Origin of the sequence: Martelella radicis (assembly GCF_014196625.1) — a bacterium.
Taxonomy (GTDB): domain Bacteria; phylum Pseudomonadota; class Alphaproteobacteria; order Rhizobiales; family Rhizobiaceae; genus Martelella; species Martelella radicis.
Window position 1 is genome coordinate 188,147 of the sequence record NZ_JACIDZ010000003.1, and the last position, 14,250, is coordinate 202,396.

9 protein-coding genes are annotated in these 14,250 nt (G+C 62.7%); all 9 read left to right on the forward strand.

All coding sequences use genetic code 11. The features are described 5' to 3' along the window. Positions 1-274 precede the first annotated feature (274 nt). The 9 genes from GGR30_RS06575 to GGR30_RS06615 all read left to right on the forward strand — a co-directional run bounded on the left by GGR30_RS06575 (position 275) and on the right by GGR30_RS06615 (position 14,235). Complete coding sequence (locus GGR30_RS06575; protein ID WP_183483777.1) at positions 275-2,044, forward strand: IlvD/Edd family dehydratase; 1,770 nt, start codon at positions 275-277, stop codon at positions 2,042-2,044. Positions 2,045-2,305: 261 nt separating this feature from the next. After that, complete coding sequence (locus GGR30_RS06580; RefSeq protein WP_183483779.1) at positions 2,306-3,625, forward strand: nucleotide sugar dehydrogenase; 1,320 nt, start codon at positions 2,306-2,308, stop codon at positions 3,623-3,625. 8 nt (positions 3,626-3,633) lie between these two features. Beyond that, on the forward strand, positions 3,634-5,100 hold the full coding sequence (locus GGR30_RS06585) for a glycosyltransferase (protein WP_183483781.1): 1,467 nt from the start codon (positions 3,634-3,636) through the stop codon (positions 5,098-5,100). A gap of 10 nt (positions 5,101-5,110) precedes the next feature. Further along, entirely contained in the window at positions 5,111-6,307 is a 1,197-nt protein-coding gene (locus GGR30_RS06590; protein WP_183483783.1) for a hypothetical protein, read from the forward strand. Then, complete coding sequence (locus tag GGR30_RS06595; RefSeq protein WP_183483786.1) at positions 6,304-7,734, forward strand: mannose-1-phosphate guanylyltransferase; 1,431 nt, start codon at positions 6,304-6,306, stop codon at positions 7,732-7,734. Before GGR30_RS06590 ends, GGR30_RS06595 begins: the two co-directional genes overlap by 4 nt. Beyond that, a complete protein-coding gene (locus tag GGR30_RS06600; RefSeq protein ID WP_183483788.1) occupies positions 7,731-9,335 on the forward strand; it encodes a right-handed parallel beta-helix repeat-containing protein in 1,605 nt (534 codons plus the stop codon). Before GGR30_RS06595 ends, GGR30_RS06600 begins: the two co-directional genes overlap by 4 nt. A gap of 1 nt (position 9,336) precedes the next feature. After that, a complete protein-coding gene (locus GGR30_RS06605; RefSeq protein ID WP_183483790.1) occupies positions 9,337-10,149 on the forward strand; it encodes a hypothetical protein in 813 nt (270 codons plus the stop codon). Continuing rightward, a complete protein-coding gene (locus tag GGR30_RS06610) occupies positions 10,142-11,461 on the forward strand; it encodes an alginate O-acetyltransferase AlgX-related protein (RefSeq protein ID WP_183483792.1) in 1,320 nt (439 codons plus the stop codon). The genes GGR30_RS06605 and GGR30_RS06610 overlap by 8 nt, the downstream gene beginning before the upstream one ends. Beyond that, positions 11,458-14,235, forward strand: a complete 2,778-nt coding sequence (locus tag GGR30_RS06615; RefSeq protein WP_183483794.1) for a tetratricopeptide repeat protein — start codon at positions 11,458-11,460, stop codon at positions 14,233-14,235. Before GGR30_RS06610 ends, GGR30_RS06615 begins: the two co-directional genes overlap by 4 nt. The last annotated feature ends 15 nt before the right edge of the window (positions 14,236-14,250 follow it).

The following is a 14,250-nucleotide window of genomic DNA, read 5'->3' on the forward strand; positions in this document are numbered from 1 at the left end:
GTGGAACCCTTATGCCAGGCCCAGGACGGACAGGATAAACATGACGACGACGACAAGGCCTACGAGATAGATGATACCGTTCATAATGTCTGCTCCGTTTGAATTCGATGCCTGTTAAACGGGTGCTGGCGGGGATCGTTCCGCGCGATCGCCTTTTTTCCGCTGGGATGATGTCTTCTAAAGACCGTGCATCGTGCGCCGATTTCTGATCATATGCCGCCGGGCTTCCGGCGGTTGGCCGGTTTGCGGGCCCTGTAGGAATGGGAGAAGACACATGTCGCAACGTCGCCTCAGGTCGCAGGACTGGTTCGACAACAAGGAACATGCCGACATGACGGCGCTCTATCTGGAGCGCTTCATGAATTACGGCACCACGCCGGAGGAGTTGCGCTCAGGCAAGCCGATCATCGGCATTGCCCAGAGCGGCAGCGACATCAATCCCTGCAACCGGCACCATCTTGACCTTGCCCGGCGCGTTCGCGACGGCATCCGCGATGCCGGCGGCATCCCGATTGAATTCCCCTCACATCCGCTTTTTGAAAACTGCAAGCGCCCGACGGCGGCGCTCGATCGCAATCTCGCCTATCTCGGCCTGGTTGAGTTGTTCTATGGATATCCCTTCGACGGCGTGGTGCTGACGACGGGCTGCGACAAGACCACGCCATCCGCGTTGATGGCGGCCGCCACCGTCAACATTCCCGCGATCGTCTATTCCGGCGGGCCGATGCTCGACGGCTGGCACGAGGGCGAGCTGGTCGGTTCCGGCACGGTGATCTGGCGCTCGCGGCGCAAACTGGCCGCAGGCGAGATCACGCGCGATGAATTTCTCGAGGCGGCGCTCGATTCAGCGCCGTCGGTCGGTCATTGCAACACCATGGGCACGGCTTCGACCATGAACGCGATGGCCGAGGCGCTGGGCATGTCGCTAACGGGCTGCGCGGCTATTCCCGCCGCCTATCGCGAGCGCGGACAGATGGGCTATCGCACCGGGCGTCGCGCCGTCGAACTGGTCAACGAGAACATCCGTCCGCTCGATATCCTGACCCGCGAGGCCTTCCTCAACGCCATCCGGGTGAACTCGGCAATCGGCGGCTCGACCAATGCCCAGCCGCATCTTTCCGCCATTGCCCGCCATGCCGGGGTCGCGTTGAAGCCGTCCGACTGGCAGGAGCATGGCTTCGACATTCCGCTGCTGGCCAATGTCCAGCCGGCAGGCGAATTTTTGGGCGAACGCTTCCACCGCGCCGGCGGCGTGCCGGCCATCATGTGGGAACTCTTGCAGGCGGGACGGCTTGACGGCGGCTGTCCGACAGTCACCGGCAGGACGATGGCCGAAAACCTTCAAGGCAGGCAGGCAAGCGACCGGGCCGTGATCAGGCCGTTTGCCGAACCGCTGCAAGAGCGCGCCGGCTTCCTGGTGCTGAAGGGAAACCTGTTCGATTTCGCCATCATGAAGATGAGCGTCGTGTCCGAGGATTTCCGCAAGCGCTATCTGTCGGTTCCCGGGCGGGAAGGCGTTTTCGAGGGCAAGGTGCAGGTTTTCGACGGGTCGGAGGATTATCATGCCCGGATCAACGACCCGGCGCTCGATATCGATGAGAATACCATCCTCGCCATTCGCGGAGCGGGGCCGCTGGGCTGGCCGGGTTCGGCGGAAGTGGTCAACATGCAGCCGCCGGACCGCCTCATCCAGAAGGGGATCACCAGCCTGCCGACGATCGGCGACGGTCGCCAGTCCGGCACGGCCGACAGCCCCTCGATCCTCCACGCCTCGCCGGAAAGTGCCGCGGGCGGCGGGCTTGCCTATCTTCGCAGCGGGGATATCATCCGCATCGATTTCAATGCCGGCCGCTGCGACATGCTGGTTGACGATGCCGAGATTGAGCGCCGAAGGGCGGAAGGCATTCCCGAAGTGCCGGCGGATGCGACACCATGGCAGCGCATCTATCGCAATTCTGTCACGCAGATCGACGAAGGTGCGACGCTTTCGGGGGCCGATACGTTTCGCGACATCGCGTCGCGACCGCCCCGGCATAACCATTAGGCACGCGGGGCTGTTGTTCCCGCACGCTCCTGGTCGTGTTGCCCCGAAAGACCCGCTGAATACGATATGTTTAGGATTTCAGGCGATGTTCATGATGTTTGGCGGCAAATGGACCGCCAGCCTATGCCGCGACCGGCAGTTGCGCCCGCACCTTTCAAGCGGAGAACTGTTTCCGGCTCCGCGGCCGGCGAGATTTGATAGCGCTCTCTTCGGAGAGGTTTTGAAGGTCCGGTGCGCGCGCCCGGGCGCAAGGGGGTAGACGTGGCAAGAGTAAGTGTGTTCGGCATTGGCTATACGGGAACCGTGTCTGCCGCCTGTCTGGCCGAACAGGGCCATGAGGTGATTGCCGTCGATATCGACCCGGCTAAGGTTGAAGCGATCAATCAGGGCAGGAGCCCGATCGTGGAAGAGGGGCTTGCCGAGTTGGTCTCCTCCAATCAGAAGGAGGGCCGTCTTTCGGCGACGACGAACATTGCAGCGGCCGTCGCGGCCAGCGAAGTCTCGATTGTCTGCGTGGGGACGCCGAGCGAGCCGAACGGTGCGATCGGCCTTTCCCAGGTCAGAGCGCTCTGCGTCGCGATCGGTCAGGCCATCGCCGACAAGCCCGGCTTTCACAGCATCGTCATGCGCTCGACTCTGGTGCCGGGCACCATGGAGACGGTCTGCGTGCCTGAAATCGAACGCGCCTCCGGCCTTGCCGCCGGCAAGACCTTCGGCGTCGGCTATTTTCCGGAGTTTCTCAGGGAAGGTTCGGCGATCAAGGACTATTTCGAGCCCTGCCTGGTGGTCTACGGTTCGATGGACGAGGCAACGCAAGGCATGCTCGCCGACTTCAACGCTTCCTTTGCGGTGGAGCATCACGCCGTCGACATGAGGACGGCGGAAATGATCAAATATACCAGCAATAGCTGGCGCGCGGCCAAGATCACCTTCGCCAACGAGATCGGCAATATCGCCAAGAGCGTTGGGGTCGACGGCCAGAAGGTGATGAAGATCCTGTGCTCGGATGACAAGATCAGCATGTCGCCCTATTTCCTGCGTCCGGGATTTTCCTTCGGCGGCTCCTGCCTGCCCAAGGATGTGCGGGCCCTGCGTTTCCTTGCCGATGAGAGAGGCGTCGGCGCGCCGCTTCTCGACGGCATCATGGCGGCGAACGAGAACCAGGTCGCCCGCGCCGAGGCTCTGGTCAGAAAGTTCGATGGCAAGACAGTCGGCATGGTCGGGGTCAGCTTCAAGCCGGCGACCGACGACCTGAGGGAGAGCCCGCTCGCCGACCTGGCAAAACGGCTGGTTGATGCCGGATACGCGGTTAAAATCTATGATCCCTTTGTAAAAGCGGCCTTTGATGACAGAATGGCCGGCGCCGGCCGCGGCAATGACAAGGTCGAAAATCTCGAGGAAAAGCTCGTCGGCGATCTGTCTGAACTGATAGCGCTGTCAGATATCATCGTCGTTGGCCATCGCTATGAAGAAGCCGTCGGGCCGCTTTCCGCCATTTTGGGTGAAAAGCCGATGGTGGATTTGACGCGCGTGGAACCGGGCAAGGTCTCGGGCGACGCCTATGAGGGAATCTGCTGGTAGGAAAGACAGTGTATCATCTTCTGTACCTGCTTGTTTGTTTGAATATCGGGCTGTTCGCGGCACCCGAAGTCGTGGGCCAGTCCACCGGTCTGGCGCTGACCATCGGCACGCTCGGCGTCTGGCGTTACTCGTGGGCGCTCATCAACTTCACCAGGGCAAAGATCTACCTTCACCTCGTCTTCCCGCGTCGCCGCAGGGCCGCCGAGGCGCGGTACAATGAGCAGAAATGGCGGGCGCATGCGTTTTTCCTGGTAACCACCTACAAGATCGATCCGTCGATCACGGGGCCGGTCTACCGTTCGATCTTCGATGCGGCAGCACGTTCGGAAGGGGGCGCGACAATCGTCTCCTCTGTCGTCGATGCCAGCGACGTCCGGCTGATCAAGGCGATCTTCGCCTTGTCCGATGCAAGCAGGTCCGGCCTCGTCAGCCTGAAGTTCGACCGGATCCCCGGCACCGGCAAGCGGGATGCGCTGGCCACGTCGATGCGCACCATCGCGCGGCTCAATCCCGGCTGGCAGGACGTCATCTTCCTCGTGGACGGCGACACCCGCGTGCCGCCGGACGTGGTCGCGCAGGCGGCCCCCTTCTTTACCGATCCCACCATGGGCGCCGTCACGACGGACGAGGTATCCGAGGCCTCGGGCGGAAGGCTGTTCAAGGACTGGTTCGCGCTCCGATTTTCCCAGCGGCAGATGATGATGTCCTCCATGGGGCTGAGCGAGCGCGTCCTGACGCTGACCGGGCGCATGTCCGCCTTTCGCGGCGATCTCGCCAGCAATCCGACCTTCATCGAAAGCGTCCAGCATGATTTCATCGATCACTGGCGGTTCGGCCGCATCAACTTTCTGACCGGCGACGACAAGTCGACCTGGCACTGGTTGCTGCAGCGCGGCTACAAGATGGGCTATCTGCCGGACGTCAAGACGGTGTCCGTCGAGACCCAGCCGCGCGACGGCTTCGTCGATTCCGCCATCGTCTTGATGCGCCGCTGGTTCGGCAATACGCTGCGCACCAGCAACCGCGCGCTGTCATTGCCGCCGAGACGGATCGGCTATTTCACCTGGTGGTCGATCCTCGATCAGCGCATGTCGATGTGGACATCGCTCGCCGGACCCTGCGGCATGCTGATTGCGACTGTGGTGTACAATCCCTTCGTTCTGCTGTTCTATCTTTCCTGGGTGATGCTGTCGCGCTATGTGACCTGCGCGCTGATCTCGACCTTCCGGGCGAGCCGCTTTCCCATCACCTACCCGTTTCTGCTTTATTTCGGCCAGCTTGTGGGCGCCATGGTCAAGACCTATGTGCTTTTCCGGCTCGACCGGCAGAAATGGACCCGCCAGACCGCGGCCACCAAGACAGAGGCCAAAAGAGGTATTCTGGCGTCCGATCGCTTTTCTTTTTATATGCATGCCCTTGCTGTAGGATGGCTGGTGCTGGGCATGGTTTGGCTCGTTGATATTTCGGGCGCTTAGGAGCTTGGCAATGCTTGAGGAAAACCACACCGAAGATGCCGGCAACGCGCAGGAAATCCGTTTGCCGCCCGATCTTCCCGACAATGGTCATGAAAGCGACCATCCTTCGATATGGATGCCATTTTCGGTTTTCATCGATGGGCAGGAGCTTGAAGGCGTCGGGATTTCGCTCGTCGCCGCCTATGTCGGCGGCTGGGGCGGAGCGGATATCGCCGGTCGCGACGTGATCGCCCGCTTCAGCTTCCAGTTCGACGGCTATTCGATCGTGCTGCCGATCGAGGTCCGGGCCGATCTCGAATACCGCCGCAGCGGCGCCTACAAGCTCGTGTTCCTTGATCCGACGGGTCCGCACCTTCCGCATCTGCGCTACATGATGAACGCGTTTCTGGCCGGAGATCTCGTTCAGATCAACGAGGTGCTGCGCATCCCGCCGGAATACAAGAAAAAGGCCAAGCAGCTTGAGCCCCCGAAACCGCCCTCCGCCGGGCAGAGACTTCGCAAGGTTTTCGGCCTGCTCTGGGTCACCGTGCTTACCCTCGCGCTGATCGCGCTGACGGGCTGGACGATCCACTATCACATCTTCGTCCACAAGGTGCCGGGTCTTGCGACCGTGACGCCCGCCGGCCTGCCGCTGACGGCGCCCGAAGCAGGACAGATCGCCTATGTCGACGGCCAGGCGCCGGAGGGCGGGGTGGTGTTCTCGCTGCAATCGGCGCGCGGCGGCGTGCTGAATTTCTCCAATCCCTGCAATTGCGACATCATGCTGACGGCCAACGGAACAGTGGGCGCGACCGTGCTTCCGGGGACGCCGATCGCCTATGTGAAGACCGGAGACGCCGGGCCGACGGTCAAGGCGGTGATGCCGGACGACCTTTCGAAGATGCTGCTTTTCGGGGCTGAAGCCGAGGCAATCCTGCCGGATGGTCAGAAACTTCCGCTTACGGTCGTGGACGTGAAGGCGGAGGAAGGCGGGTCCGGCTCGCGCAGCATCGTCAGCCTTTCAGCGGAAAGCGGCGCGTTAGGCGCGAGCGACATTGGCAAGACCGTCGCGCTTACCGTCACCAGCAAGCCCTATGCCAATCTGATGACCAGGATCCGCTCCATGCTGCCGTTTTCCGGCAGGGCGCAATCGCTCTCGCAACGGGCGAATGAGTGGCCGCTGATCGGAAATGCCTTTGCCGACACAGGTTCGGAGCGCAGACAATGAGGGAGATCTATCCGCTCGTCATGTGCGGGGGGGCGGGCATGCGGCTCTGGCCGCTCTCGCGTCTCAACACGCCCAAGCAGTTTCACCGCATCGGACCGGACAGTCCGCGGACCTTCTTTCAGGCCACGGTGGAACGTCACGGCGGCGAGGGCTTTCATGTACCCTATGTCAGCGTTGGCATGCGCTATGAGAGCGTGGTGCGGGCCCAGCTCGCCGAGATCGGCCGCGCCGGCGAACTCATGATCGAAGAGACCGCGCGCAGGACCGGCCCGGCCGTGCTTGCCAGCGCAATCGCGATCAATGAGCGTGATCCCGGTGCGCTGATGGCCGTGCTGCCCTCCGACCATCTGATCGAGGGTGATTTCAGCAGCGTGCTCCTGAGCATGCGCAAGCCCGCGCTCGACGGACGGATCGTGCTCTTCGGCATCACGCCAGCCTATCCGGAAGTCGGTTATGGCTATATCGTCGACAGCGGCCCCAGCGCGCTTTATCCCGGCGGGCGGGATGTGTCTCACTTCATCGAAAAACCCGCTCGCCCAATTGCCGAACGGCTGATCGCCGAGGGGCATGCCTACTGGGCTTCGGGCGTCAGCCTGTTTCGTGCCGATGTGCTGATCGCCGAATATCAAAGGCTCGATCCCGAGACCGTCGCGGTGGTGCGCGAGGCCGTTCGCGATGCCGAGCGCGAGGCCGGCCGCATCGTGCTTTCCGATGTTGCCTTCCGGCGCGCGCACGGTGCCGCGACGGAAAGCGTTGTGTTTGAAAACAGCGACAAGGTTCTTCTGGCTCCGACCGCCATTTCCTGGAGCGATGTCGGGAGCTGGCGCTCGCTCTATGAGATCGGCGCCAAGGATGGCGAAGGCAACGTGCTTTCGGGTGATATCGTGCCCGTCGACACGAAGAACTCCTATGTCCGCGCCGCGTCCGGGCGCGTTGTCGCGACCGTCGGCGTCGACAATCTCGCGATCGTCGATACCGAGGATGCTCTGCTGGTGACTTCGCTCGACCGCACGCAGGATGTGCGCCATGTGCTCGAAGCGCTGGAGATGAGGGGCGAAAGCAACGGCGTTCGCGACGGCGATGCGCCGGATGCGCGCGAACTGCCGGTTGCGTCCGGCGATGGCTATGGCGTCTATTCGCTCGAGATCGAACCTGGCGCGTCTGTCACACTCGTTCCGCTTGAGGACGAACATCGTGTGCTGACGGTTTGTGCCGGCGCGGTTCAGTGCGAGCGCGGCGGCGAGACCGGTCGCAAATGGCCCGGGGAAACCGTCAGGGTCGCCGCCGGCAACGTCTGCGTGCTGGGCAATCTCGGCGAGGAGGCGGCTCGTCTGGTCGAGGTGCGTCATGCCGTGACCTCGGTCGTGCCAATCAAGGCCGCAGTCGCGGACCGTCCGCGCATGGCCTCGGGCGGGGAGGCGAAATGAGAAACTTGGAGGGTCTGCGAGGGCGCGCTGTCGCAGCGGCGCTTTTCCTGGTGGCGGCTTTTGCCGTTGCCGCGCAGGCTTTCGACCGTGACGGTCTCGAGGTAATCAACCGCAATTACGCGGCGCTGATGTCCGCGCTTGAGGCCGATCCATCGGGCGGCGTCGACGCGCCCCTTAATGCGGCCTATCAGCTTCTGAACCACGGCGAGCATCGTCCGGCCACATCCGATAGCGCCGCCTCTGTGCGGGGCACGCCAGATATGGAGACTGAGGATCCCGCAAGGCAGGGCGCTGTCGGCAAGGCGCTGCTCGCGCCGCTCCTGCAGAAAGTGGCGCTTGAGACCGGCAGTATGGGGCACCGCGAACTGATGGAGGCCTCGGCACCCTCTGGCGGCGAGGTGCTGATTGTCAAATCCGGCGCGCTGACGCTGGGCTCACTGCCAGCCGCGCTTCAATCAAGGGGCTGGTCGGATCTGCTGACCGGCGCCGACGGAAAATATCTCCTGAAAATGCCGCTGGTGATCCTTGAGGACGGCGTCTTCGTGATCGAACCGGGTGATGAGCTCGAAATGGCGACCGACCGTGGCGCGTTCATCCTCAATTTCGGTTCGCTGGCGATCACCGATGCGCTCGTTAAGGGGTCTGCAGCGCAGCCCAGGCTCCCTGATTTTCATCCGTTCATCCAGACTGCCCGCGGCGGCCGCGCCGCGATCACCGGCAGCAGGTTCACGGGTCTGGGCTTTGACGCACGTCCGTTGATGAGCGGCCTCAGCTTCGCCTCGAGCCCGTTTGCGACGCAAAAGAGCAGGGGCGTGGTGCATGACAATGTGTTCGATGATGTCCGTTCTGTGGAGGTCACTGGCATTGACGACTTCGAGTTCGTTCGCAACCGCATTCAGCATGCGCGCGGCATTGGCCTCCGGCTGGAGCAACTAAAGGGGGGGACCATCCGCGACAACGTGATTGTCGCAAGCGGAATGCACGGCATTCTGGCGATCGGAAGCACCGGACTTGATATTGACGGCAATATAGCTGCCGAAAACGGCGGACGCGGTTTTTTCGGGCGCGACGGGATCGGCCACCTGACGGTCAGCGACAATGTTCTTGTGGCAAATCGGGAAGAGGGCATCTCGATTGCCGGCGGGTCGTGCGTCGACATCCGCGGAAATGCCGTGTTGCGCAACCGCCAGGACGGCATCACCATCGCGCAGAGCCTCGGGATCAGGCTTGCCGGCAATCTTCTGGTGCGCAATCAGGGATCCGGAATTTCGATCAATGACAGTATCTCTCCCGCAGACAGCGTCGAGGTTTCGCAAAACCGTTTCGTTGCCAATAATGTCGGTCTTTCGGCAGAGCGTTTCGCCACTATCCGGCTCAGCGGCAACAATTTCTCCGACCAACTTCCGGTTCTTTTCGGCGATGCGCTTCAATACGAGACCCCGCGCTATCTCGGTTGGGCTCGCTCCAATGGCGAAAAGCCGGACGCCGTTTTCGAGATTTCCTCGGCGCGCGGCGGATCACCGCTGATTTTCCAGGGCGACAGCACTGGCATGTTCCGCCTTTCCGACATGACCGGCTGCCATTTCAAGGAGCTTGATTGAGATGGCGTGGCGCCTGTCGGATACCGGTCGTCAGCTTGCCCCGCGTTCAGGCGGCGTCCTGTCATGCCTGCTTCTGCTTGCCTGCCTCTCGATCGCGCCCGAGGCCGCAAGGGCCGGTATGATCCGCCCGTCGCCTGGGGCCGGCAATGCCATGGAACAGGAACGTCCCATCGTCCCGGTTGACAGTCGTTACGCCACGCAGCCAGGCCTGAAGGCGATCCGAGACAAGCTCGTCGCCGACCAGCCGGTGACCACGGCCGAACTCAGAGTGCTCGCCAATGCCGGAGACGGGCTTGCCGCCTATGCGCTCGCCGAACGCTACACCGAAAGCGGCCGGGCGGAACTCAGGGCGGACGCCGCGTTCTACTACGCGGTTGCCGTCGCCAGGGGACGGACCTACGCTATCAGCCCGCTTGTGAACATCCTGACGGACGGCAAGACCGACATTCCGCAGGCGAGCCTCGACAATATTGAAAGAGCGCTGCTGTTGCAGGCAAGCGAGGGCGACAAGGACGCGATCGACGTCCTGTCGAAATTCTACCTGCAGGGCCAGCCATTCGGCTTTCGCCCGGCCATGGCCGAGCAACTCATGAAAGCAGGAGCCTCCGGGGCGGATGACAGCGAGCTGGCCTTGCGCGCCGCCCTCTGGCTTGCTTCGAAGGAACCGCGCGATCCGGCGGAAATTCTCGAGATCCGCCGTTTTCTCGCAATCGCGCTCGAAAGCTCCGATCTCAGCGTGCGCACGGCCGCGGAAAACCTGATGCGCTCCTATCCGGCGCCCGAGATGGTCAAAGAGGAGGACGGTGATGGATAAGGCCGGTTTGACGACGACGGCTCTGCTTGTGGTCATGGCTGCGACCGGCGGTGCTCTGGCCCAGCAGGACACTTCGCAGACGCCGGTAAAGCCGTTTCAGATGACGCAGGACCAGCCGGCGCCGCAGCCGCAACAGCCTGTGCAGACGCCAGCCGAGCAGGATACGCAGGCGGCGCAGGAGCCCGCCGCTCAGACGGTGGAGGAGACGGTCACGCCGAGGCCGCAGACCACTCAGCCTCCCCAGCCGTCACCGCAGGAGGAAGCGGCGGTGTCATCACCGGAGGCCGGACAAGCGCCTCCCGCCGACAATCCGCCGCAGACCGCCATGGCCGATCAGGCTGCGCAGACGTCGCAATATGGCTGTGCCAATCTCGAGGATCTCGATCCCCCGGCGCTTGAAGGTCCGAACGGATTCTTCTTCACCGTCATGGACGATATCGCCATGCAGCAGGTTGCCGATCCCGCGCTCGTGGAGAGCATCAGCGATCTTGCCAAACGCCTGCGCGCGCGCGGCACGGTGCTGGTCTATGTCCCGGTTCCGAGCAAGAGCCAGGCGATGCCGGACGAAGTTCCGGAGGCGGCCTGGGTCTATGGTTATAACGAAAGCGTCAATGCGGAGATTTACGATCACGCGCTGTCGCGGCTGAACGCGGCGGATGTCGTCGCTGTCGATCTGAAGTCGGCCCTTCAGAAAGCCGATCCGGCTACGCCGCCTTTCCAGAAGGTTGATCCGCTGTGGACACCCGAGGGCGCGCGCCTTGCCGCCGAGGCGGTCGCGCAGACGCTCAAATCCCTGCCGGCCTATCGCAAGGCGAACCTGATGACCTTCAAGACGACCGAAGAGGGGCAGGTCACGCGGCCTTCCGAGCTACGGACCGCACTTCAGACATATTGCAGCGATCCGCTTCCTCCGGTTTTCGAGAAACGGTACGAGACGGCAGGCGAGGAGGCTTATGCCGCCGATCGGCCTTTCAATGTTCTGGGGGCAGACGCGCCGGCCCCGGCCGTCCTTGTCGGATCGCGCTTTTCCGCTGGCGGCCAGAGCCATTTCGACGGCTTTCTGAAACAGGCCTCTGGTCTTGACGTGAGCAATCGCGCAAGCGCCGATTCCTACCCCTTCCAGTCGATTGATGGCTATCTTCAGTCGCAGGACTTCCAGGACCATCCGCCGCTGTTCCTGATATGGGAGGTGCCGGCGGGCAGCAATCTGGCCCGTTTCGGGCCGCTGCCCTGGCTGACGCTATCGGCGAACGCGGCCGGAGATTGCTCCAATGAGAACGCGACCTGCGGCGAAAGCGGAGCAGAAAAATGATGGCTCGCTCCCGAAAAGTCCGGCCCGGTTTCTTCCGCGCGATGACGGCTGGACTGCTCAGCCTTGTCCTGTTTGGCGGAAGCGCGACGGTGGCCCGGGCGGAAAAGCCCGTGGTCGATTTCCGCCCGCCGGATATCCAGCCGGCCAAGGTCTGCGCGCAGCGCAAGTCCGATGACATGCTGAAGCTTCAATGGTCGTCCTGGGACGGCGAGCGCCTGCCGCCGGGCATTGAGTATCGCGATCTGGACACTGAACTGGCGCGGCTGCGCAATATCGATGCTGTGAAATATTTCGATACCATCAAGAACGCCTATAATCTGCGCGCCAAGGTCGATCCCTACTACAACCGGACGGCCTATCTTCTGGACATGATCGCGCTTTATGTGGAAGCCGAGCGGTTTGCCGATCTGCGCGCAACGGGCTTCGTGGCGGAACTGGAAGCGATCGGGCCAGCGGCCTCGGCATCAACCGTCAATTTTCTCGGGGACCTTTACCTTGAGGGCCGCGCCGTGCCGCAAAACGAACAGCGCGGTCTGCAGCGCAAGCTCCAGGCTGCCTATAACGGCAATCCAAACGCGGTGCTCGATCTTGCCGAGCGAACGGCCAAGGGACAGAGCGTACCCGGCTGGGACATGCCGCCCAAGCTCGCCTTCACCCTCGGTTTCTCCTCGCTTCTCGGAAATCTCGACAACGGGATCTGCGATCGCGTCCGCCGTATCGCCAGGGCTTTCGAGACGGGTGAGGCCATTGCTCAGGACCATGCGCTGGCGGAGGAATGGTATCGCTTCGCCGCCGAGCTCGGCGATCCGGAGGCAGCATGGAAGGCTGCACGCTACCAGCTTTCCGGCGACGGGCTCGAACAGGACGATACGCTGCTGATGCGCTATCTCACACAGGCCTATGAAGCCGGCATCGTTCCGGCGCGTCTTGCAATGGGTTCGCTCTATGAACAGGGCCGGCTTCTGACCCCGGACCCGGTGGCGGCGATGCGCATCTACGACGAACTCGCTCAGGATGGAAGTCAGGAAGGGCTGATTGCAGCGATCAGGCTGCAGGAGAAGCAGGGCCTCGAAACCGAGGAAGACAAGCAGAAATATCGCGACCGGCTGGTCAAGCTCGCACGTTTTCCCGACGCGCCGGGCTGGCCATTCTCCCGGCTCGGGACAATGCTGCAGGAGGAAAACGGGATATTCGCGCAGGAAGGTGCGCGCGAGAGCCTGTTTCAGGAGGCCGCCAGGCGCGACGACCCGGAGGGCAAGCTTCAACTCGGCCGCCTTTACCTCCAAAGGGGCAACGAAGCCGACCGGCAGAAGGCCATTGCGCTGTTTGAGGATCTTGTGGCCAAGGACGGCAAGTCGCTCGCCATCGATGACCTGAGGAACGCGCTTTTATGCCGTGCGCCAGACGGCCCCGAGGCCCGCCGCTGGGAGGCGTGGCAGGCGCTCGATCCCGACAACCTGGCCGAACTGCCCGATCACATCGATGCCGAAGATCTCTCAAAGCCCGAGATCGCCGATGCCCTGGCACGCCTGCAGGCCGCAGCGCTCGGCGGCAGCGGCCAGGCGGCGGGGCGGCTGACGACCATCCTTTCCGATCTGAAGCCGGCGCTGTTTCGGGACATCGTCGCCCATTGGCGGACGATGATGACCGGCAGGGCCGGCGGTGAGGCATCTGTGCTGCAGGCGGCCTATTCGGCGGCGCCCGACGATGACAGCCGCACCGAAATCTTTAACGCCCTGAAGACCCTTGCCGACAGTGGCGATCCCTATGCCAAGACCGCGCTTGCCGAAATCTATCTGGCCGATGTGCCTGCCGACGCGGTGGTCGATGATGAGACGCTTGAAAAGGCGACTGCGTTGATCGAGGCGGTCGGCGGAAGCGTCAAGGGCTCGAGCCTATGGCGGCTCGACGATGCCTATCGCGATGCGGGCAAGAAGAAATACCAGCCATCCGATGCGATGTTGGCCGAGATCGCGACGGTCGGCGATTTCGAGGCGATGCTGTTTGCCGCCGCGCGTTCGCCGGACGAAGACACCGCTACATTCTACTACAATCGCGCCCTGACGGTCATGCCGTGTGATCTCAACGCGCTTGCGCGCAAGGCGCGTTACGCTCTTGATGCCGGGCGGCCGGACGAGGCTCTGGATGCGCTTGACGCAGCGCTTGCGCTGTCGCCGGAACAGGCCTGGCAACAGGTCAAGCTTGCCGATATCTATCTGGCGCTCGGCTCGATTGAGGATCGCAAGGAAGCTTATGATCTCTACGTGGCGGCTTTCCGCCAGGGATACGAGCCGGCTGTATGGCGGCTGCTCGACTGGTTCTCAAGCAGCGATGGTCCTTTCTATGATGAGGCGCTGCATGAGGAATTGCTGCTTCACCAATTGAGAAATGCGGGCCCTGCCGAACTTTACAGTGCAGTTGCCAAGCTCAGGAACGCACCGAAGAGCGTCTTCGATAATATTATTGCCCAGTTTGATCTCAAGGAAGCCTATCGCGGAGCGGCCACATCCGGCGAACCGGTCGCCATGCGCGAGCTTTCCAAGCTGCTGCTGAAGGAAGGATCGCCGCCCGATGAGGTCCAGGAGGCGGCTAAATGGCTCAACAGTGCCGCGCAGGCCGGCGACCCCGAGGCCATGCTGATGCTGGCGCAATCCTATGCCTTCGGTCTCGGCATGGATCCGTCGGCGGAAAAGGCCAGGCAGTGGCTGCAGGCGGCCGCGAGCGCCGGCGACGAGACGGCCGGGAACTTGCTCTCCATCATGCGCGTACAGTAGAGGTAACCGGATCAT